Annotated in this window: 11 protein-coding genes and 1 pseudogene; 10 read left to right on the forward strand and 2 right to left on the reverse strand. The window is 36.3% G+C overall.

Annotated features, from left to right (window positions below):
• Positions 1-41 precede the first annotated feature (41 nt).
• Together QNH24_RS04840 and QNH24_RS04845 are read left to right on the forward strand one after the other, a co-directional pair.
• On the forward strand, positions 42-704 hold the full coding sequence (locus tag QNH24_RS04840; RefSeq protein WP_054770830.1) for a potassium channel family protein: 663 nt from the start codon (positions 42-44) through the stop codon (positions 702-704).
• A 6-nt stretch (positions 705-710) separates the two neighbouring features.
• Positions 711-1,190 (forward strand): hypothetical protein, encoded by a 480-nt coding sequence (locus tag QNH24_RS04845; RefSeq protein WP_283870992.1) that lies wholly within the window; start codon positions 711-713, stop codon positions 1,188-1,190.
• A gap of 46 nt (positions 1,191-1,236) precedes the next feature.
• On the opposite strand, the gene QNH24_RS04850 is transcribed toward QNH24_RS04845, so the two are convergent.
• Positions 1,237-2,499, reverse strand: coding sequence for a dicarboxylate/amino acid:cation symporter (locus QNH24_RS04850; protein WP_283870993.1), 1,263 nt, complete (start codon positions 2,497-2,499; stop codon positions 1,237-1,239).
• A 403-nt stretch (positions 2,500-2,902) separates the two neighbouring features.
• Here QNH24_RS04850 and QNH24_RS04855 point away from each other — a divergent pair, with 403 nt between their 5' ends.
• The 5 genes from QNH24_RS04855 (at position 2,903) to QNH24_RS04875 (ending at position 9,573) form a co-directional block, all read left to right on the forward strand.
• Positions 2,903-4,504, forward strand: coding sequence for an ATP-binding protein (locus tag QNH24_RS04855; RefSeq protein WP_283870994.1), 1,602 nt, complete (start codon positions 2,903-2,905; stop codon positions 4,502-4,504).
• Entirely contained in the window at positions 4,505-5,209 is a 705-nt protein-coding gene (locus QNH24_RS04860) for a response regulator (RefSeq protein ID WP_283870995.1), read from the forward strand.
• Positions 5,210-5,294: 85 nt separating this feature from the next.
• Complete coding sequence (locus QNH24_RS04865) at positions 5,295-5,786, forward strand: GNAT family N-acetyltransferase (RefSeq protein ID WP_283870996.1); 492 nt, start codon at positions 5,295-5,297, stop codon at positions 5,784-5,786.
• Positions 5,787-6,014: 228 nt separating this feature from the next.
• Complete coding sequence (mprF, locus tag QNH24_RS04870; RefSeq protein WP_283870997.1) at positions 6,015-8,537, forward strand: bifunctional lysylphosphatidylglycerol flippase/synthetase MprF; 2,523 nt, start codon at positions 6,015-6,017, stop codon at positions 8,535-8,537.
• Positions 8,538-8,577: 40 nt separating this feature from the next.
• Positions 8,578-9,573 carry a S66 family peptidase gene (locus tag QNH24_RS04875; RefSeq protein WP_283870998.1) on the forward strand — a complete coding sequence of 332 codons (996 nt, stop codon included), beginning with the start codon at positions 8,578-8,580 and terminating at the stop codon, positions 9,571-9,573.
• Here QNH24_RS04875 and QNH24_RS26240 read toward each other — a convergent pair.
• Positions 9,533-9,875: pseudogene (locus tag QNH24_RS26240) on the reverse strand (hypothetical protein); the annotation flags it as partial. The gene QNH24_RS04875 and the pseudogene QNH24_RS26240 overlap by 41 nt on opposite strands.
• 459 nt (positions 9,876-10,334) lie before the next feature.
• Here QNH24_RS26240 and QNH24_RS04885 point away from each other — a divergent pair.
• From QNH24_RS04885 to QNH24_RS04895, 3 genes are all read left to right on the forward strand, one after another.
• Positions 10,335-10,835, forward strand: a complete 501-nt coding sequence (locus tag QNH24_RS04885; protein WP_054770785.1) for a sigma-70 family RNA polymerase sigma factor — start codon at positions 10,335-10,337, stop codon at positions 10,833-10,835.
• A complete protein-coding gene (locus QNH24_RS04890) occupies positions 10,832-12,091 on the forward strand; it encodes a DUF4179 domain-containing protein (RefSeq protein WP_283870999.1) in 1,260 nt (419 codons plus the stop codon). The genes QNH24_RS04885 and QNH24_RS04890 overlap by 4 nt, the downstream gene beginning before the upstream one ends.
• Positions 12,092-12,433: 342 nt before the next feature.
• Positions 12,434-14,002, forward strand: coding sequence for a glycoside hydrolase family 10-like protein (locus QNH24_RS04895; protein WP_283871000.1), 1,569 nt, complete (start codon positions 12,434-12,436; stop codon positions 14,000-14,002).
• Positions 14,003-14,166 lie beyond the last annotated feature (164 nt).

Here is a 14,166-nt window from a genome sequence, read left to right on the forward strand (position 1 = left end):
GTTACAATAATGTTATAGTAGTTTTCGGAGGGATTTTTATGATGAAAAAAGAGTTTGCTGTCATTGGACTTGGGCGTTTTGGAGGGAGTATTGTTCGCGAGTTAATGAGTCAGGGTGCACAGGTTATGGCGATTGATCATTCCTCGGAGCGTGTGGATGAGTTTGCTTCCATCGCCACTCAGGCTGTTATCGCGGATTCGACCGATGAATCGGTCCTAAATTCATTAGGTATTCGAAATTTTGAGCATGTAATTGTTGCAATTGGTGAAGATATTCAGGCCAGTATTTTAACAACTATTATTTTAAAGGAAATTGGTGTACAGCAAATTACAGTCAAGGCCCAAAATGATTATCATGAAAAGGTGCTACGCAAAATTGGTGCTGATTTTGTTGTTCACCCTGAGCGTGATATGGGGATACGGATTGCCAATAATATGCTATCTAATACAGTTCTTGATTATTTAGAGCTTTCGGATGAACACTCGATTATGGAGTTAAAGGCAAATGATGCAATTGCAGGCTACTCCATTATGGATTTAGATATTCGTGCAAAATACGGTATTAACATTGTTGGCATCAAGCGTGGCCCAGATATAATTGTCTCACCACAGGCTAGTGACAAAATTTTACTAGGGGATATTATGCTTGTTATTGGGGCTGATGTAGATATTAACCGCTTTGTGAAAAAGGCATTAAATGGGTAGTGTCCAATGAACAAACGTAGATGGAGATTAGTCATTTTCGCAGCAATTATACTGATTATTGCGTTTACCATGCAGTTTCAAGAAAAAAATAAGGAAGCAGCCATTTCAGCCATTTTGGATCAGGCAGCACAAATAGATAGCATCGAGCTTTTTAAAGGAGAGCAATCTATCATTCGCTTAACAGGTGAGGATGCAGCTACCTATCACGAAAAATATCCGCTAAGTCATGTTAGGAATTTGAGCAAAAAAGAAAGAGCTATCTTTGAAGAGAAACCAGCCTATCGGATTGTTTACAACATAAAAGATAAACCGCTATATGAGGTAGACATTTTAAAGGTAGCAATTAGCTCTGAGCTAAATGAAGAACTCCAGCAAATGGTTTTTCGTGTGGAGGATCAGCAATATTTAATATACTGGGCAAAAGAGAAGAAAGCACTTGAACAATCTACAAGCACGCAGCTTTTACTCGAACAATATGGAAAATAAAGAGGATAGTGACACAGCTATGGCTGTCATCACTACCCTTTTTTTCTTAGGATACAATAGTGGCTTTTCCTTGAAGTGCACGTTCTTGCATAGTTACATCAAACTCTTTTTCAGATTTTGACACTACAACACAAGCTACACCATTCCCAATTAAATTTGTTACAGCACGAGCCTCAGACATAAAACGATCAACACCGATTAAAAGTGCTATTCCTTCCACAGGAATCATTGGGAACGCAGCTAAAGTTGCTGCTAATGTGATAAATCCTGATCCTGTTACACCAGCTGCACCCTTAGAAGTAATCATTAAAATTCCAAGTAGTGTAATGATTTGTATCCAAGTGAGCTCCATTCCATATGCTTGTGCAATAAACAATGCAGCCATTGATAGGTAGATGGAAGTTCCGTCAAGATTGAAGGAATACCCAGTAGGAACAACTAAACCTACAACCTGCTTCGAGCAACCGAAATTTTCAAGCTTTCGCATCATAGATGGTAAAGCTGATTCAGAGGAGGATGTACCGATAACTAAGAAAATCTCATCTTTGATGTATGCGATAAATTTAAAGATATTAAACCCAAAGAATTTTGCAATGGCTCCTAAAATAAAGACAACAAATATAAACATTGTAATATACACAGCAGCCATTAATAGACCTAGGTTACCTAGTGATTTTAAACCAAAATTTCCAATCGTATAGGCCATTGCACCAAAAGCTCCGATTGGTGATATTTTCATGACCATACTTACAATTTTGAAGAAAATCTCTGCCACTTGCTCAAAGAATGAGATTACTGGTTTTGCGGGTGCACCAATTGAGGCAGCAGCTAAACCAAATAAAATAGCAGAGAATAAAACAGGTAATAGTTGACCAGTTGCCAGTGCACCTACTACATTTTCTGGAATAATACTTGAAATGAATGCACCTAAGCCTTGCTCAGTTTCAGCCGCAGCTGTTGTATATTTGGAAATATCAGCTTCAGATGCACCTGATGTATCTAAACCTGTACCAGGACTTACAATTAAAGCAACAGCAATTCCGATTGCTAGGGCAATTGTTGATACTATTTCGAAGTAAAGTAATGCCTTCCCTCCAATTTTCCCTACCTTTTTCATATCTCCCATACTGCCGATTCCAATAACTACTGTTAAGAAGATAATTGGAGCGATTAACATTTTAATCAATTTAATGAATAGATCTGCTAGGATTTTTAAGCTGGCACCAAACTCAGGGAACATTGCCCCTACAATAATTCCAAGGATGATAGCCGCTATAACCTGAACAGTCAAATTTTTCAGTAATTTCATTTTACGCTACCTCTTTTCTAAATTTTCTTTTTGATATCGTTTTCACTAGAGATATCATAGCGAATACTTTTAAAAAAAAGAGATTTAGAAAATAAGAAACATATCGTTCATTAAGTACATTTGCTTGCATTCACATGTAAATGTAGTATTTTCAATATCTTTCACTGTTATGGTACGCTAGTGTTAATTAATTATTGTTATAATACAAAAGTAAAAAGTGATAAAAAAACATGTTTTGTATCATTTTTTTGTAATATTGTTCATTAAGTTCAATATTTTCTCCTACTTATGTCGACTAAAGGTGTTGTCAAAAGAATTTATTGCAGATAATCTTAAAAACATATCATGAATATGGTGTGCTACTGATTATGAGAATGCAGATTGGAAAGGAAGGAATTTTTAAATGATGAAAATGCCTGTAAACGGCAAGATATTGTTAGTGACATTTTTAATCATTGCACTCTCCTTTTTACTAGGTGGTATTTTTGTACTCGGTAACTTATTATCTGAGCAAGAAAAAGATTTTGGTCAGCGTGCTATGCTTGTTGCACGAACTGTATCAAATGTACCAGAGCTAAGTGTACATTTGAAAAATGACAATATGAAAGAAGCTGCCAAAAATATTAATAAAATTGTAGATGGTATTAGGGTCATTAATAAGGCAGAGTATATTGTTGTGATGAATATGGAGCGCATTAAACTATCCCATCCAGTAAGTAAAGAATTAGGGCGGCGAAGTGAGTCGCAGGATTTGAATGCAGCATTTAGTGAGCATTATTATGTATCGAAGGCACGTGGAGAATCGGGTGTCATGATACGGGCATTTGTTCCGATTATCAATGACAAAAAAGAACAAGTGGGCATTGTAGTAGTTGGCTATTCATTACCAACGCTGCTAGAAATGCTGCAAAGTTATGAGCGAGAAATTTTTATTACGATTGTTATTTCGTTGATTTTCAGTATTTTAGGCGCATATACACTTGGACGACATATAAAAAAACAAATGTTTGGGCTTGAACCTCATGAAATTGCAAAGATGTATGTGGAAAGAACAGAAACCTTTAATGCGATGCATGAGGGAATAATAGCCGTTGATAAGGAAATGAATATCACCATTTTTAATGAAAAAGCGGCTGACATATTAGGCGTCACTAGGAATATAGAGGAATGTATTGGTCAAAAGATTTATAATGTTTTGCCTGATACTCGTCTGCCTGAAATTGTTGAAACGGCAACACCTGTTTATGATCAGGAGCTTTACATTAATCATCATAGTATTTTAAGTAATCGGGTACCAATTATTGTGAATAATGAGCTAGTCGGTGCAGTTGCCATGTTTAAGGATTTAACAGCAGTGAAAAAGCTTGCGGAGGAGGTAACAGGTGTAAAAGCCTTTGTTCAAGCATTACGTGTACAAACCCATGAGCATAAAAATAAGCTTCATACGATTGCAGGACTTCTGCAATTGGGACATACAAAGCAAGCTCTTGAATATGTAACAGCCACTACCGAAAATGAAGCATCTTTAACGAAGTTTTTGAATGAACGTTTTCATAATGAAAATATTTCAGGTTTATTATTAAGTAAGGTAAGCTATGGCAAAGAACTAGGGATTGAGGTTGAAATTGACCGAAAAAGTCATTTTAAACGCTTTCCGCCTCTTTTAGATCATCATGATTTTGTTGTTTTACTCGGAAATTTAATCGAAAATGCCTTTGAGGCTTTAAATGTCCTTTCAAAGGATGATAAATATGTAGCTATCTCTGTAGATGAGCATGATGGTGTATTAGCAATAGGCGTTTCTGATAATGGGATCGGAATGTCCAAAGAGGTGCAGGCTCGTATGTTTGAAAATGGATTTTCGACAAAGGCTAGTGAGAATCGGGGCATTGGCTTGCATTTAATCTTTGAAATTGTAAGAAAAGGCAATGGAGATATTGAAGTAGTGAGTGAATTTATGGAAGGAACAAGTTTCTTAATCTTATTTGAGTTAGGAGAAGAATAGATGGATGTAATAAATGTCTTACTAATTGAAGATGATCCAATGGTACGAGAAGTGAACAGACAATTTATTGAGCAAATCAAGGGCTTTTCATTAATCGGCTATGCTTGCAATGGTATTGAGGGAATTCAAAAGATTAGGCAATTAACCCCGCAGCTTGTCTTTATGGATATTTTTATGCCAGAGCAAGATGGCATTATTACGTTAGGGAAAATCCGAGAGGAGCATCTTCCTGTTGATGTAATCGCTGTAACTGCTGCAAATGATATGCCCACTGTGCAGCGTATTTTACACCTGGGTGTCTATGATTATATTATGAAGCCATTTACGTTTGAGAGAATTGAGCAGACTTTGAAAAATTATCAAAACTACAGAAAGAAAATAAGCGATATGCAGGATTTAACCCAACATGATGTCGATCATTTAATGCAGCAACGTCTTCCAGTGCAAGTGGCAGTTTCAACAGGGAAGGGTGCTATTCTTATAGAAGAGCTACCAAAAGGGTTTAATCGAGCTACGTTAGATAAGGTGCTTGCATATATTCAAGAAAGTGGTGGAGCAGTATCTGCGGAGGAGGTATCAACTTATATAGGTACAGCACGAGTTACAGCTCGACGCTATCTAGACTTTTTGGAAAAGCAAAATCTATTGAAAGTAGATATCCAATATGGAAGCGTAGGACGTCCTATTCATCGTTATTATATTTAATGCTTATTCCCTAATTTCGTTAAATATTGATTGATTTCCCTTTAATAGTTGTATTAAACTTTGATAAAAACAAGGAGATTATGAAATGAAAAGGTTGACAAAAAACTGTACAATTGAGCTTTTAAAGCTGGAACACTATTATGCTATAAATGCACTCTACTCAAACGTAAATGTCAGAGCCTATCTGGGAGGCGTCCCAAAAGAAAGCTATATCGAAGCTTCATTTAGAGGAATGCTAGAAGCCCCATTTCCCAATACATATCTTTATATCTCGTTAAAGGCAACGGATGAATTTATAGGACTTGTCTCAATAGATGAATATCATGATAAAGAGACATACGAGCTTTCATATCAATTTTTACCGCAGTATTGGGGGCAAGGGTATGCATATGAGGTACTAACAAATGTTATAGATTATGGATTGAATGTTTTAAATTTGCCGTACCTAGTAGCAGAAACACAAACAGCAAACATCGCGTCCTGTCGCTTACTTGAAAAAGTAGGAATGCACAAGGTTCAGGTATTGGAGAGATTTGGACATGAACAAGCTGTTTATGAATTAAGAAAAAATGTATGAAAATTTTAAATAGGGTCATTTTTACTTCTCTATAATATAGAGGAGTGAAAATGACCTTTTCTTTTGGCTGAGAAGCTTCGTGTGAATAGTAGTCCCTTGCTTTGACGATACATATAGCAAAGAATACGTTACAATAGGGAAATAGTCATTTACCTGCAAAAATAGAACTGGTTTCTAGTGTCGGTAATTTAAAAATTTAAGAAAGCTTATGGGGAGTAGGTTTGGCATATGTTTAACGTTCGAAAAGAGTCACTATTGAAATTTTTGAAGATTCTATTTCCAATAGTACTTTTGGCGATAGCTATTTATGAAATTCAACAATCAGTGAGTGGCGTCGATGTTCATTTACTACGAAAAGAAGTGAATGAGCTACAGCTATGGGAGCTTTTATTAATTTTTCTCATCACCTTTTTTGCGATTACACCAATGATTTTTTATGATGTTATTTTAGCGAAAATATTAGGAATTAACATCAATAAATATAAATTGCTTAATCATTCGTTTATCGTCAATACTTTTTCAAATCTTATTGGCTTTGGTGGTCTAGTCGGTATATTTTTGCGTAATTACTTCTACTCCAAATATAAAGCGGATAAGGAGGGCTTGCTAAAAAATATTGCCTCGGTAACACTGTTTTATTTAACAGGGATTTCTCTACTAACGTGGATTATGTATATATTCTTTTGGGATTTTCCTTTGCTGAAAGAAGAACGATGGTTATCAATTGCAGTTATTCTTGTTAGCCTATATGTACCAGTTTTTTTGGCTATACATATTATTCGCTATAAAAAGGAAAGTTCTCTAAAGCCAAAAATATCACTTCAATTGATGGTAACTTCAGTAGCTGAGTGGCTTGCAGTATTTTTAGTGATCTGGATATTAACGTTTATTTTGAAGATCCCAATAGAATTATCTGCATTAATTCCCATATTTTTAATTGCTTCTAGTGCAGGAATAGTGAGTATGATACCTGGTGGGGTTGGCTCATTTGATCTCGTTTTTTTATGGGGGACACAGAGCATTGGAATTGCTGATGAAAAAGTGTTGTTTTTATTAATTTTGTACCGTATTGGCTACTTTGTGCTACCATTTTTGATTTCCTCTCTGTTATTTATAAAAGAATATTGGATACGCTGGAATCAATCTTGGGATAACCTACCCAATATAATTTTTCAGAAGATTAGCCATATGCTATTAACAATATTGGTGTTTATCTCTGGCATTATTTTATTGCTATCTGCAGCCTTGCCAGGGGTTTTAAGTCGCCTAAAAATAGCTCAGGAATTTTTATCCTCACCAATTATGAATGTCTCTCATCAAATGACGGTGGCAGCAGGCTTTATTCTCTTAGGCTTATGTAGGGGGATAAAATATAAAGTAAAGAGGGCATATCAGCTTACCATCGTTGTGCTAGGCAGTTCAGCGCTGTTTTCTATTTTTAAAGGCCTTGATTATGAGGAAGCAATTTTTTTAGTGATTGTCGCAGCGTTATTAATGGTGTCCAAAAAGCAATTTTATCGGGAAAGCTATGTGTTGACATGGGGAATCATCATACTAGATCTTGCTATAGTGACGGTCATTACTGCCATGTATGTGCTGATTGGTTATGTAAATTTACCCTCTGCCAAAATTCATTTTCCTAGTGCTCTGCAGGACTATATGATCACTGATTATCAGGACCTTTTTTATAGTGCTTTAATCGGCATTTTTATCGCCATTGGTATTTTTTATATAGGTTATTTTATTCGTGCACCTAAGAAAATGAAAAAGCTATTGTCTAGTGAGCAGGAGGAGGCTATCAAAAACCATTTGATGACCTATAAAGGGACCGAGTATTCACATTTAATTTTTTTACATGATAAATTTGTCCATTGGAATAAAAAAGGTACGGTTTTATTCTCTTATCAAATATATGCGGATAAAATTATTGTCCTTGGAGACCCAGTAGGAAATGAGTCTGATTTTTTACCCGCTATCCAAGAGTTTTTGGAATTGGCGGATAAGCACGGTTATACACCAGTCTTTTATGAAATTAACAATAAAATATTTTCAGCTTTACACGAGTATGGGTATAGCTTTTTTAAGCTTGGCGAGGAAGCCTTTGTAGATTTAGAGAAGTTTACATTTACAGGTAAAGAGATGAAGGGAAGTCGAGCGATAAAAAATAAATTTGAACGAGAAAATTATAAAGTGGAAATACTAAGCCCACCTTATTCTCAGGAAGTTATGAAAGAACTGCAAGAGGTGTCAACAAAATGGTTGCAGGGGAGGGCAGAAAAGGGTTTTTCACTTGGTTTTTTTGATGAACACTATTTAAGCACCTCAAACATTGCCGTTTTACGTGGCGCAGAAGGAACGTTTGGCTTTGCTAGTATCATGCCGACGTACGATAATGGCGAAAGAGTTTCAGTAGATCTTATGCGTTTTAAGCCAGGTTCACCATCTGGGACAATGGATTTCATTTTCCTATCATTATTTGAATGGGCAAAAGCAGAAGGTTATCGGGTCTTTAACATGGGGATGTCGCCTTTATCAAATGTCGGACAGTCTAGATACTCCTTTTTAAGTGAAAAAATAGCTGCACAAATATTTTTACATGGACAGCACTTCTATCATTTTAAAGGATTAAAAAACTTTAAATTAAAATATGCCGATTTTTGGGTACCGAAATATGTTGCGTATCGGAAGAAATCATCATTACCATTTACCATGGCACAAATCACCTTGTTAATTGGTAATAAGAGAAAATAGGTCCAACGAAAAATTATAATAAAATGAAAGGAGAGACTATATGAATTTAGTAAACAATAGCAGTCCTATTAACATCGGTATCTTTTCACCTTCATCACCTGCTTCTGTTAGTGCATTTACCCGTTTTCAGCGAGCAAAAGCGTTTCTTGAACAAAGAAATATAAACATAATTGATGGAAGTCTGACTAGCCAATCTGATTTTTATCGCTCGGGCACCCCAAAAGAGCGTGCTGCAGAATTTAATGAGTTGCTACGAAATCCCAATGTTCATATCATCATGTCAACAATAGGTGGTACAAATTCAAATAGTATGCTGCCGTACATCGACTATGAGGCATTTAAAAGCAATCCAAAAATCGTTGTTGGCTATTCTGATGTAACAGCTATTTTACTAGCACTGTACGCAAAAACAGGAATTACCACCTATTATGGACCAGCTCTAGTTCCTTCTTTTGGTGAGTTTGAGCCATTAGTCAATGACACATATCAGTTTTTCGAAAATTATTTCCTTAAACCCCAGGTATTACCTTATGAAATAATGATGCCTTCATATTGGTCAGATGAACCTATTAATTGGCTAGAAAAAACTGTGGAAAAAAAGCTGTATCAAAATAAATGGCTGACGGTTCAAGAAGGTGTTGCGGAAGGTGGATTAATAGGTGGTAACTTAAATGCAATGTATGGATTTATTGGGACATCTTATTTCCCAAAAATTGATAATGGGGATATTTTATTAATTGAAGATAGTAGTAAAAATATAGCCATTGTGGAGAAAAATTTTGCGATGCTAAAATTGCATGGAGTATTTGAAAAAATAGGTGGCATTATTTTAGGCAAGCATGAATGTTATGATGATTTAGGGAGTACGCGCAAACCATATGAGGTATTGCTTGAGCAATTGGGTGGTATGAACATTCCTATTTTAGCGGAAGTTGATATTTGTCATACACATCCAATACATCCAATTGCCATTGGAAAAAAAGTAAGGCTAGATGCTAAGGCACAAAAAATTTATTGTATCGAGCAATGGTTATAGACGAAAAAGCCCTGCATAACAGCAAGGCTTTCTTAATATCAAAAAAGTAGCACAAACCTGCTTTTTTATAACCATTCAATTGCGAAAATATCAGCATTTCTAATGGCATCATAGAGGTAGAAATTATTCCAAGTACACCGAAAACTCTCCCAAAAAGTCTCCTTCAACTTTTTCTTGAAGTAAAACAGTAGCGGGCGTATTAAAGATAGGCATTGCCAAGCCTGTTACCCCATAAAGACTAAATATAGCTATATACCGTGGACAAACGTACAGCCTCCAAACAAAAGAGTAGCCAATGTCATCATGCCATGCCTAATTGTGTTGTTAATGTAATATACCAAGCAATAGCATATTGTACGAGCGATGAACCAAAAAATGAAATGGTTTGGCTAAAAAGTAAGACAAATCCAAAAAATCTCCCAAGCTACCACCTATAATTCCCCCAAAAGCTACTAGATAATTTTAGGACAACTACCTGTTTAATTCTTGTTGAAACAGCAAAAGCGAACGGGTTAGATCAATACATAGAAAATCTCTGCTCTTAGTTCCCTAGTCAACATATATTCAATCGGTCTGTGAAAATAATCGCAGTATTTCTGATAATAAAATCAAAGATACAGCTTATGGGCGTATCCAGAAGTTCTTATATTTTTTTGTCGGGATGTAATTAAATAAAGCATAAAATTGGATGCAAAATAATTTTAAAATTTTTGAACGAAAAGAAACATCGCTCCGTCTAATGGAGGAAGGAGGCGAAAAGGATGGAATTTGAAATCGTGCAGCGTGCTATTCGTGGGGATCATCAAGCGATACTTTCTCTTATTGAAATGGATGAAGAAATTTTATTTCGCATGGCTTTTACATATCTAAAAAATGAACAAGACGCTCTAGACGTGATGCAGGACCTGGTTTACAAGGCACTAAAAAAAATGCATACCGTTAAACAGCACGAATATGTCAGAACATGGCTCGTGCGCGTCTTAATCAATTGTTGTAAAGACCATTTACGAAAACGCCAACCAACCATTTCAATTAAGGAACATCATCAAGTTGAATGGGTCATCTACTCTGATATGGAGCGGTTATTGGAGCAATTATCCTTGTCGGAGCAGCAACTTGTCTATATGAAATATTTTCAGCAACTAAAAAACAAAGAAATTGCCGAGCTAAATCAAATTCCCGAAGGAACTGTAAAATCTAAGCTTCATCACATATTAAAGAAGCTTAGAAACTTCGCTGGAGAAAAGGAGGACTGGCTATGAGTAAACTACCGATTGACGTTCCAAAGGAGAAACTTCAACAAATAAGGATAGATATGTTTCGTAAAGTTCAACGAGAAAAAAGAGCAAAGAAGCGCATTGTTTCGGTTGCAATAGCCTCTTTGTTTTGCCTAAGCCTTTTATTTTCAATTCGTGTTTCCCCTACGATTGCTAGCCATATTGCAAAAATACCGGGCTTTGAAGCACTTGTATTAGCGGTTGGAAGAGATAAAGGGATAAAAGATATTGTGGATAGTGACTACTATGAAGAAATCAATGTGAAGCAGTCTAAAAATGGCCTATCACTTACACTACAAGGCGTGATTGCAGATAATACGGGATTAGTACTTTACTATGACGCCGATGCAACATTTGATATGTCGAAATTACACTTGGAGAAAGTTCAATTGTTCCAAGGAGACGAAGAAATTAAAGGCGGGGGTTCATTTACAAACAAACAATCAAGTCAAACGCGCTTCTCTTCTTCAGTAAATTATAGTTTTTCAGAGCCTTTCGCTTATACTTCAAAGAATTTTAAAGTGGTTTTTCATTTCTATGAAAAAGATAAGGGGAACATTGAAATTATGATACCGTTTTCACTACAAAACGAAATCGCAAAGGAAAAAATTATTACTGCGAATCGTACTGTAGATGTCAATGGTCAGAAATTTACGATTACACAAATTCGCCGTTCACCACTAAGAACGGCAATCGATATTGAATTAGATAAAGCGAATACGATGCAAATTTTAGAGCTTGAAGATATTGCGGTCGAGACGGAAAATGGGGAGCGAAGAGAAGGCATTAAATATGGCTTGTCATTAGGTGGTGATATTCGCGACGGCAAATTCACGCTTAAGTTACAAAGTAATTATTTCCATGATTCAGATTCACTCAAAATATTAATTGGAGCTGTTCATGCCGTGCCAAAGGGCGAGGATTTTATCGAAGTTGATTTTGGCACAAAAGAAGTACTCACGAAGCCTGATTATTTGGATTGGGATATTTCTGTCACGCAGCAAGGTGTAGCAGTTGCTGCAAAGAAATGGGATGATAGGACGCGACATTCGTTTCTAAATAATGCTGTAAAAGCAGATGGCTCGAAGTTAAAATACACAAGTGGCTCTTTCTCGGATGATGAGCAGTACCTATATGCGACAGAGAACTTTGAAAATTATGATGGCAAAGCAAAAATATATTTAAACTATTACTTCAATCCTATTGGAAAAAATATTGAACTGAATATTCCAATGCAATAAAGTACAGATGAATCTATCACACGTCCGCCATTGGGAATGATGGAAAAATGGGAAGCTGCCGAGAAAGTAAGTATTTACTGCTTTTTCGGGCAGTTTTTCATATTTTAATAGATACATATTTTGGTTGGAATTAACTAGAGCATTTGATAAAATAACAAATGAACGTCAACGAGAGGCGGGACTCCGTAATCATCCTACTTTCTTAGAAAAAATTTTTGATGCTTTCATAAAAAAGAGATTACTTATACTGCATTTCAATCATTGGGTGAAGTAGCTTCGTAGAGGTACATATAGCGAGCACTTATCATATACAAAAATAGAAAAAGAGCATATGGAGGAAACATGAGCAAGAAAAATAGTAAATGGAAACTTATCACTTTAGTCGCGATGATTTTTATGTTATGCCTACCGACAATCCCTGCAAATACAGCGCTAGCTAGTACGACACAGCCAAAAAGGGAAATGCGGGCAGTCTGGATTTCAACGGTTCAAAATATTGATATGAAAGCAGGCATGACTAAGGAGCAATACACGGTTTGGACACGTCAAACATTGGACAAATTAAAAGCCAATAAATTGAATACTGTTATTTATCAAGTAAGACCAACAAATGATGCAATGTATGCGTCTGACCTAGCACCATGGTCGTCCTACATAACAGGGAAAAAGCAAGGCACTAATCCTGGTTACGATCCTCTTACGATTATGGTAGAGGAGGCACATAAACGAGGTATGGAGCTACATGCATGGATGAATCCCTATCGTGTAACAATGCCAGGACAAAAACTTACAGACCTTGCTGCTGATAATGTGGCAAGAACAAATCCAAACTGGGTTGTTAAATATGGCAAGCAGTATTATTTAAATCCTGGTTTACCAGAAGTACAAAACTACTTAGTTGATATCGTAAAAGAGCTAGTAGCTAATTATGATATTGATGCAATCCATATGGATGATTATTTTTATCCATACAAAATTGCTAATGAAGCCTTTCCAGATCAAGCTGCTTACAAAAAATATGGTGCTTCCTTTAAAAAGGTGGAAGATTGGCGACGAGACAATGTCAACCAGCTTGTAGAAAAAATTTACACAGCCATTAAAGACACAAAGCCATATGTTCAATATGGTATTTCACCATTTGGTGTATGGCGCAATAAATCTCTGGATAAAACAGGAAGCGATACACGAGCTGGTGTCAATAATTATGATGATTTATTTGCAGATGTCAGAACATGGATTCAAAATGGCACGATTGATTACATTACACCACAAATTTATTGGTCAAGAACATTAGCTGTAGCCAAATATGGTACGTTACTGGATTGGTGGAGCCACGAAGTACAAACCTATGCACAGACACATCCTGTTCAGTTGTATATTGGTCTGGCTGACTATAAAGTAGGGAATGACAGTGATGGGGCTTGGAAAAATAAGATGGAGCTACCTAACCAAATTATGGCGAATCGTTCGGAGCAGGTAGCAGCCAAGGGTCAAATGCACTTCTCCTTAAGAAGTATTCAAAACAATAAACTGGGCTATGCAACGATTGTAAATCAGCAACTATATAATTACACAGCTCTGACACCAGATACACCTTGGCTTGATGATACAGTGCCAAATGAGCCGACTTTTGTACAAGTGACAAAGGAAGCAGATGGTCGCCAGATTAAAATAATTGACGAAAATAAAACGCAACCACGCAAGTATGTCATTTATCGTTTTGCAGGGAATGGAGAAGGTTCCTATAATGATCCTCAAAATATAGTAGATGTAATTTATAATAAGAATGGCATCACTGAATTTGTGGACAAGACAGCTCTAGCTAAGCGTAGCTACACATACGGCATTACAGCTGTATCTGCTACAGGGGTGGAAAGCAAAGAAGCTTTTGTGGTGAAAGAAGATCAATAATTATTTTATGATGAACAAAACAGCCACTCATGCGATTATCGCATGAGTGGCTGTTTTTATCCCGCATAAACGGGCAGTAAGACAAAGATTTAAGTGAAGCAAAAAATATAAGTGGGAGATAAACTGCCCGTAAAAGCCCGATTGGTTCAACTAACAATCAATGG

The organism is Lysinibacillus pakistanensis (assembly GCF_030123245.1).
Taxonomy (GTDB): Bacteria; Bacillota; Bacilli; order Bacillales_A; family Planococcaceae; genus Lysinibacillus; species Lysinibacillus pakistanensis.

Excerpts from the sequence above, each read along its gene's own strand:
- QNH24_RS04895 (WP_283871000.1), top strand. The coding sequence starts at position 12,434 with ATGAGCAAGAAAAATAGTAAATGGAAACTTATCACTTTAGTCGCGATG.
- QNH24_RS04845 (WP_283870992.1), top strand. The coding sequence starts at position 711 with ATGAACAAACGTAGATGGAGATTAGTCATTTTCGCAGCAATTATACTG.
- QNH24_RS04885 (WP_054770785.1), top strand. The coding sequence starts at position 10,335 with ATGGAATTTGAAATCGTGCAGCGTGCTATTCGTGGGGATCATCAAGCG.
- QNH24_RS04840 (WP_054770830.1), top strand. The coding sequence starts at position 42 with ATGAAAAAAGAGTTTGCTGTCATTGGACTTGGGCGTTTTGGAGGGAGT.
- mprF (WP_283870997.1), top strand. The coding sequence starts at position 6,015 with ATGTTTAACGTTCGAAAAGAGTCACTATTGAAATTTTTGAAGATTCTA.
- QNH24_RS04850 (WP_283870993.1), bottom strand. The coding sequence starts at position 2,499 with ATGAAATTACTGAAAAATTTGACTGTTCAGGTTATAGCGGCTATCATC.
- QNH24_RS04875 (WP_283870998.1), top strand. The coding sequence starts at position 8,578 with ATGAATTTAGTAAACAATAGCAGTCCTATTAACATCGGTATCTTTTCA.
- QNH24_RS04860 (WP_283870995.1), top strand. The coding sequence starts at position 4,505 with ATGGATGTAATAAATGTCTTACTAATTGAAGATGATCCAATGGTACGA.
- QNH24_RS04865 (WP_283870996.1), top strand. The coding sequence starts at position 5,295 with ATGAAAAGGTTGACAAAAAACTGTACAATTGAGCTTTTAAAGCTGGAA.
- QNH24_RS04855 (WP_283870994.1), top strand. The coding sequence starts at position 2,903 with ATGATGAAAATGCCTGTAAACGGCAAGATATTGTTAGTGACATTTTTA.
- QNH24_RS04890 (WP_283870999.1), top strand. The coding sequence starts at position 10,832 with ATGAGTAAACTACCGATTGACGTTCCAAAGGAGAAACTTCAACAAATA.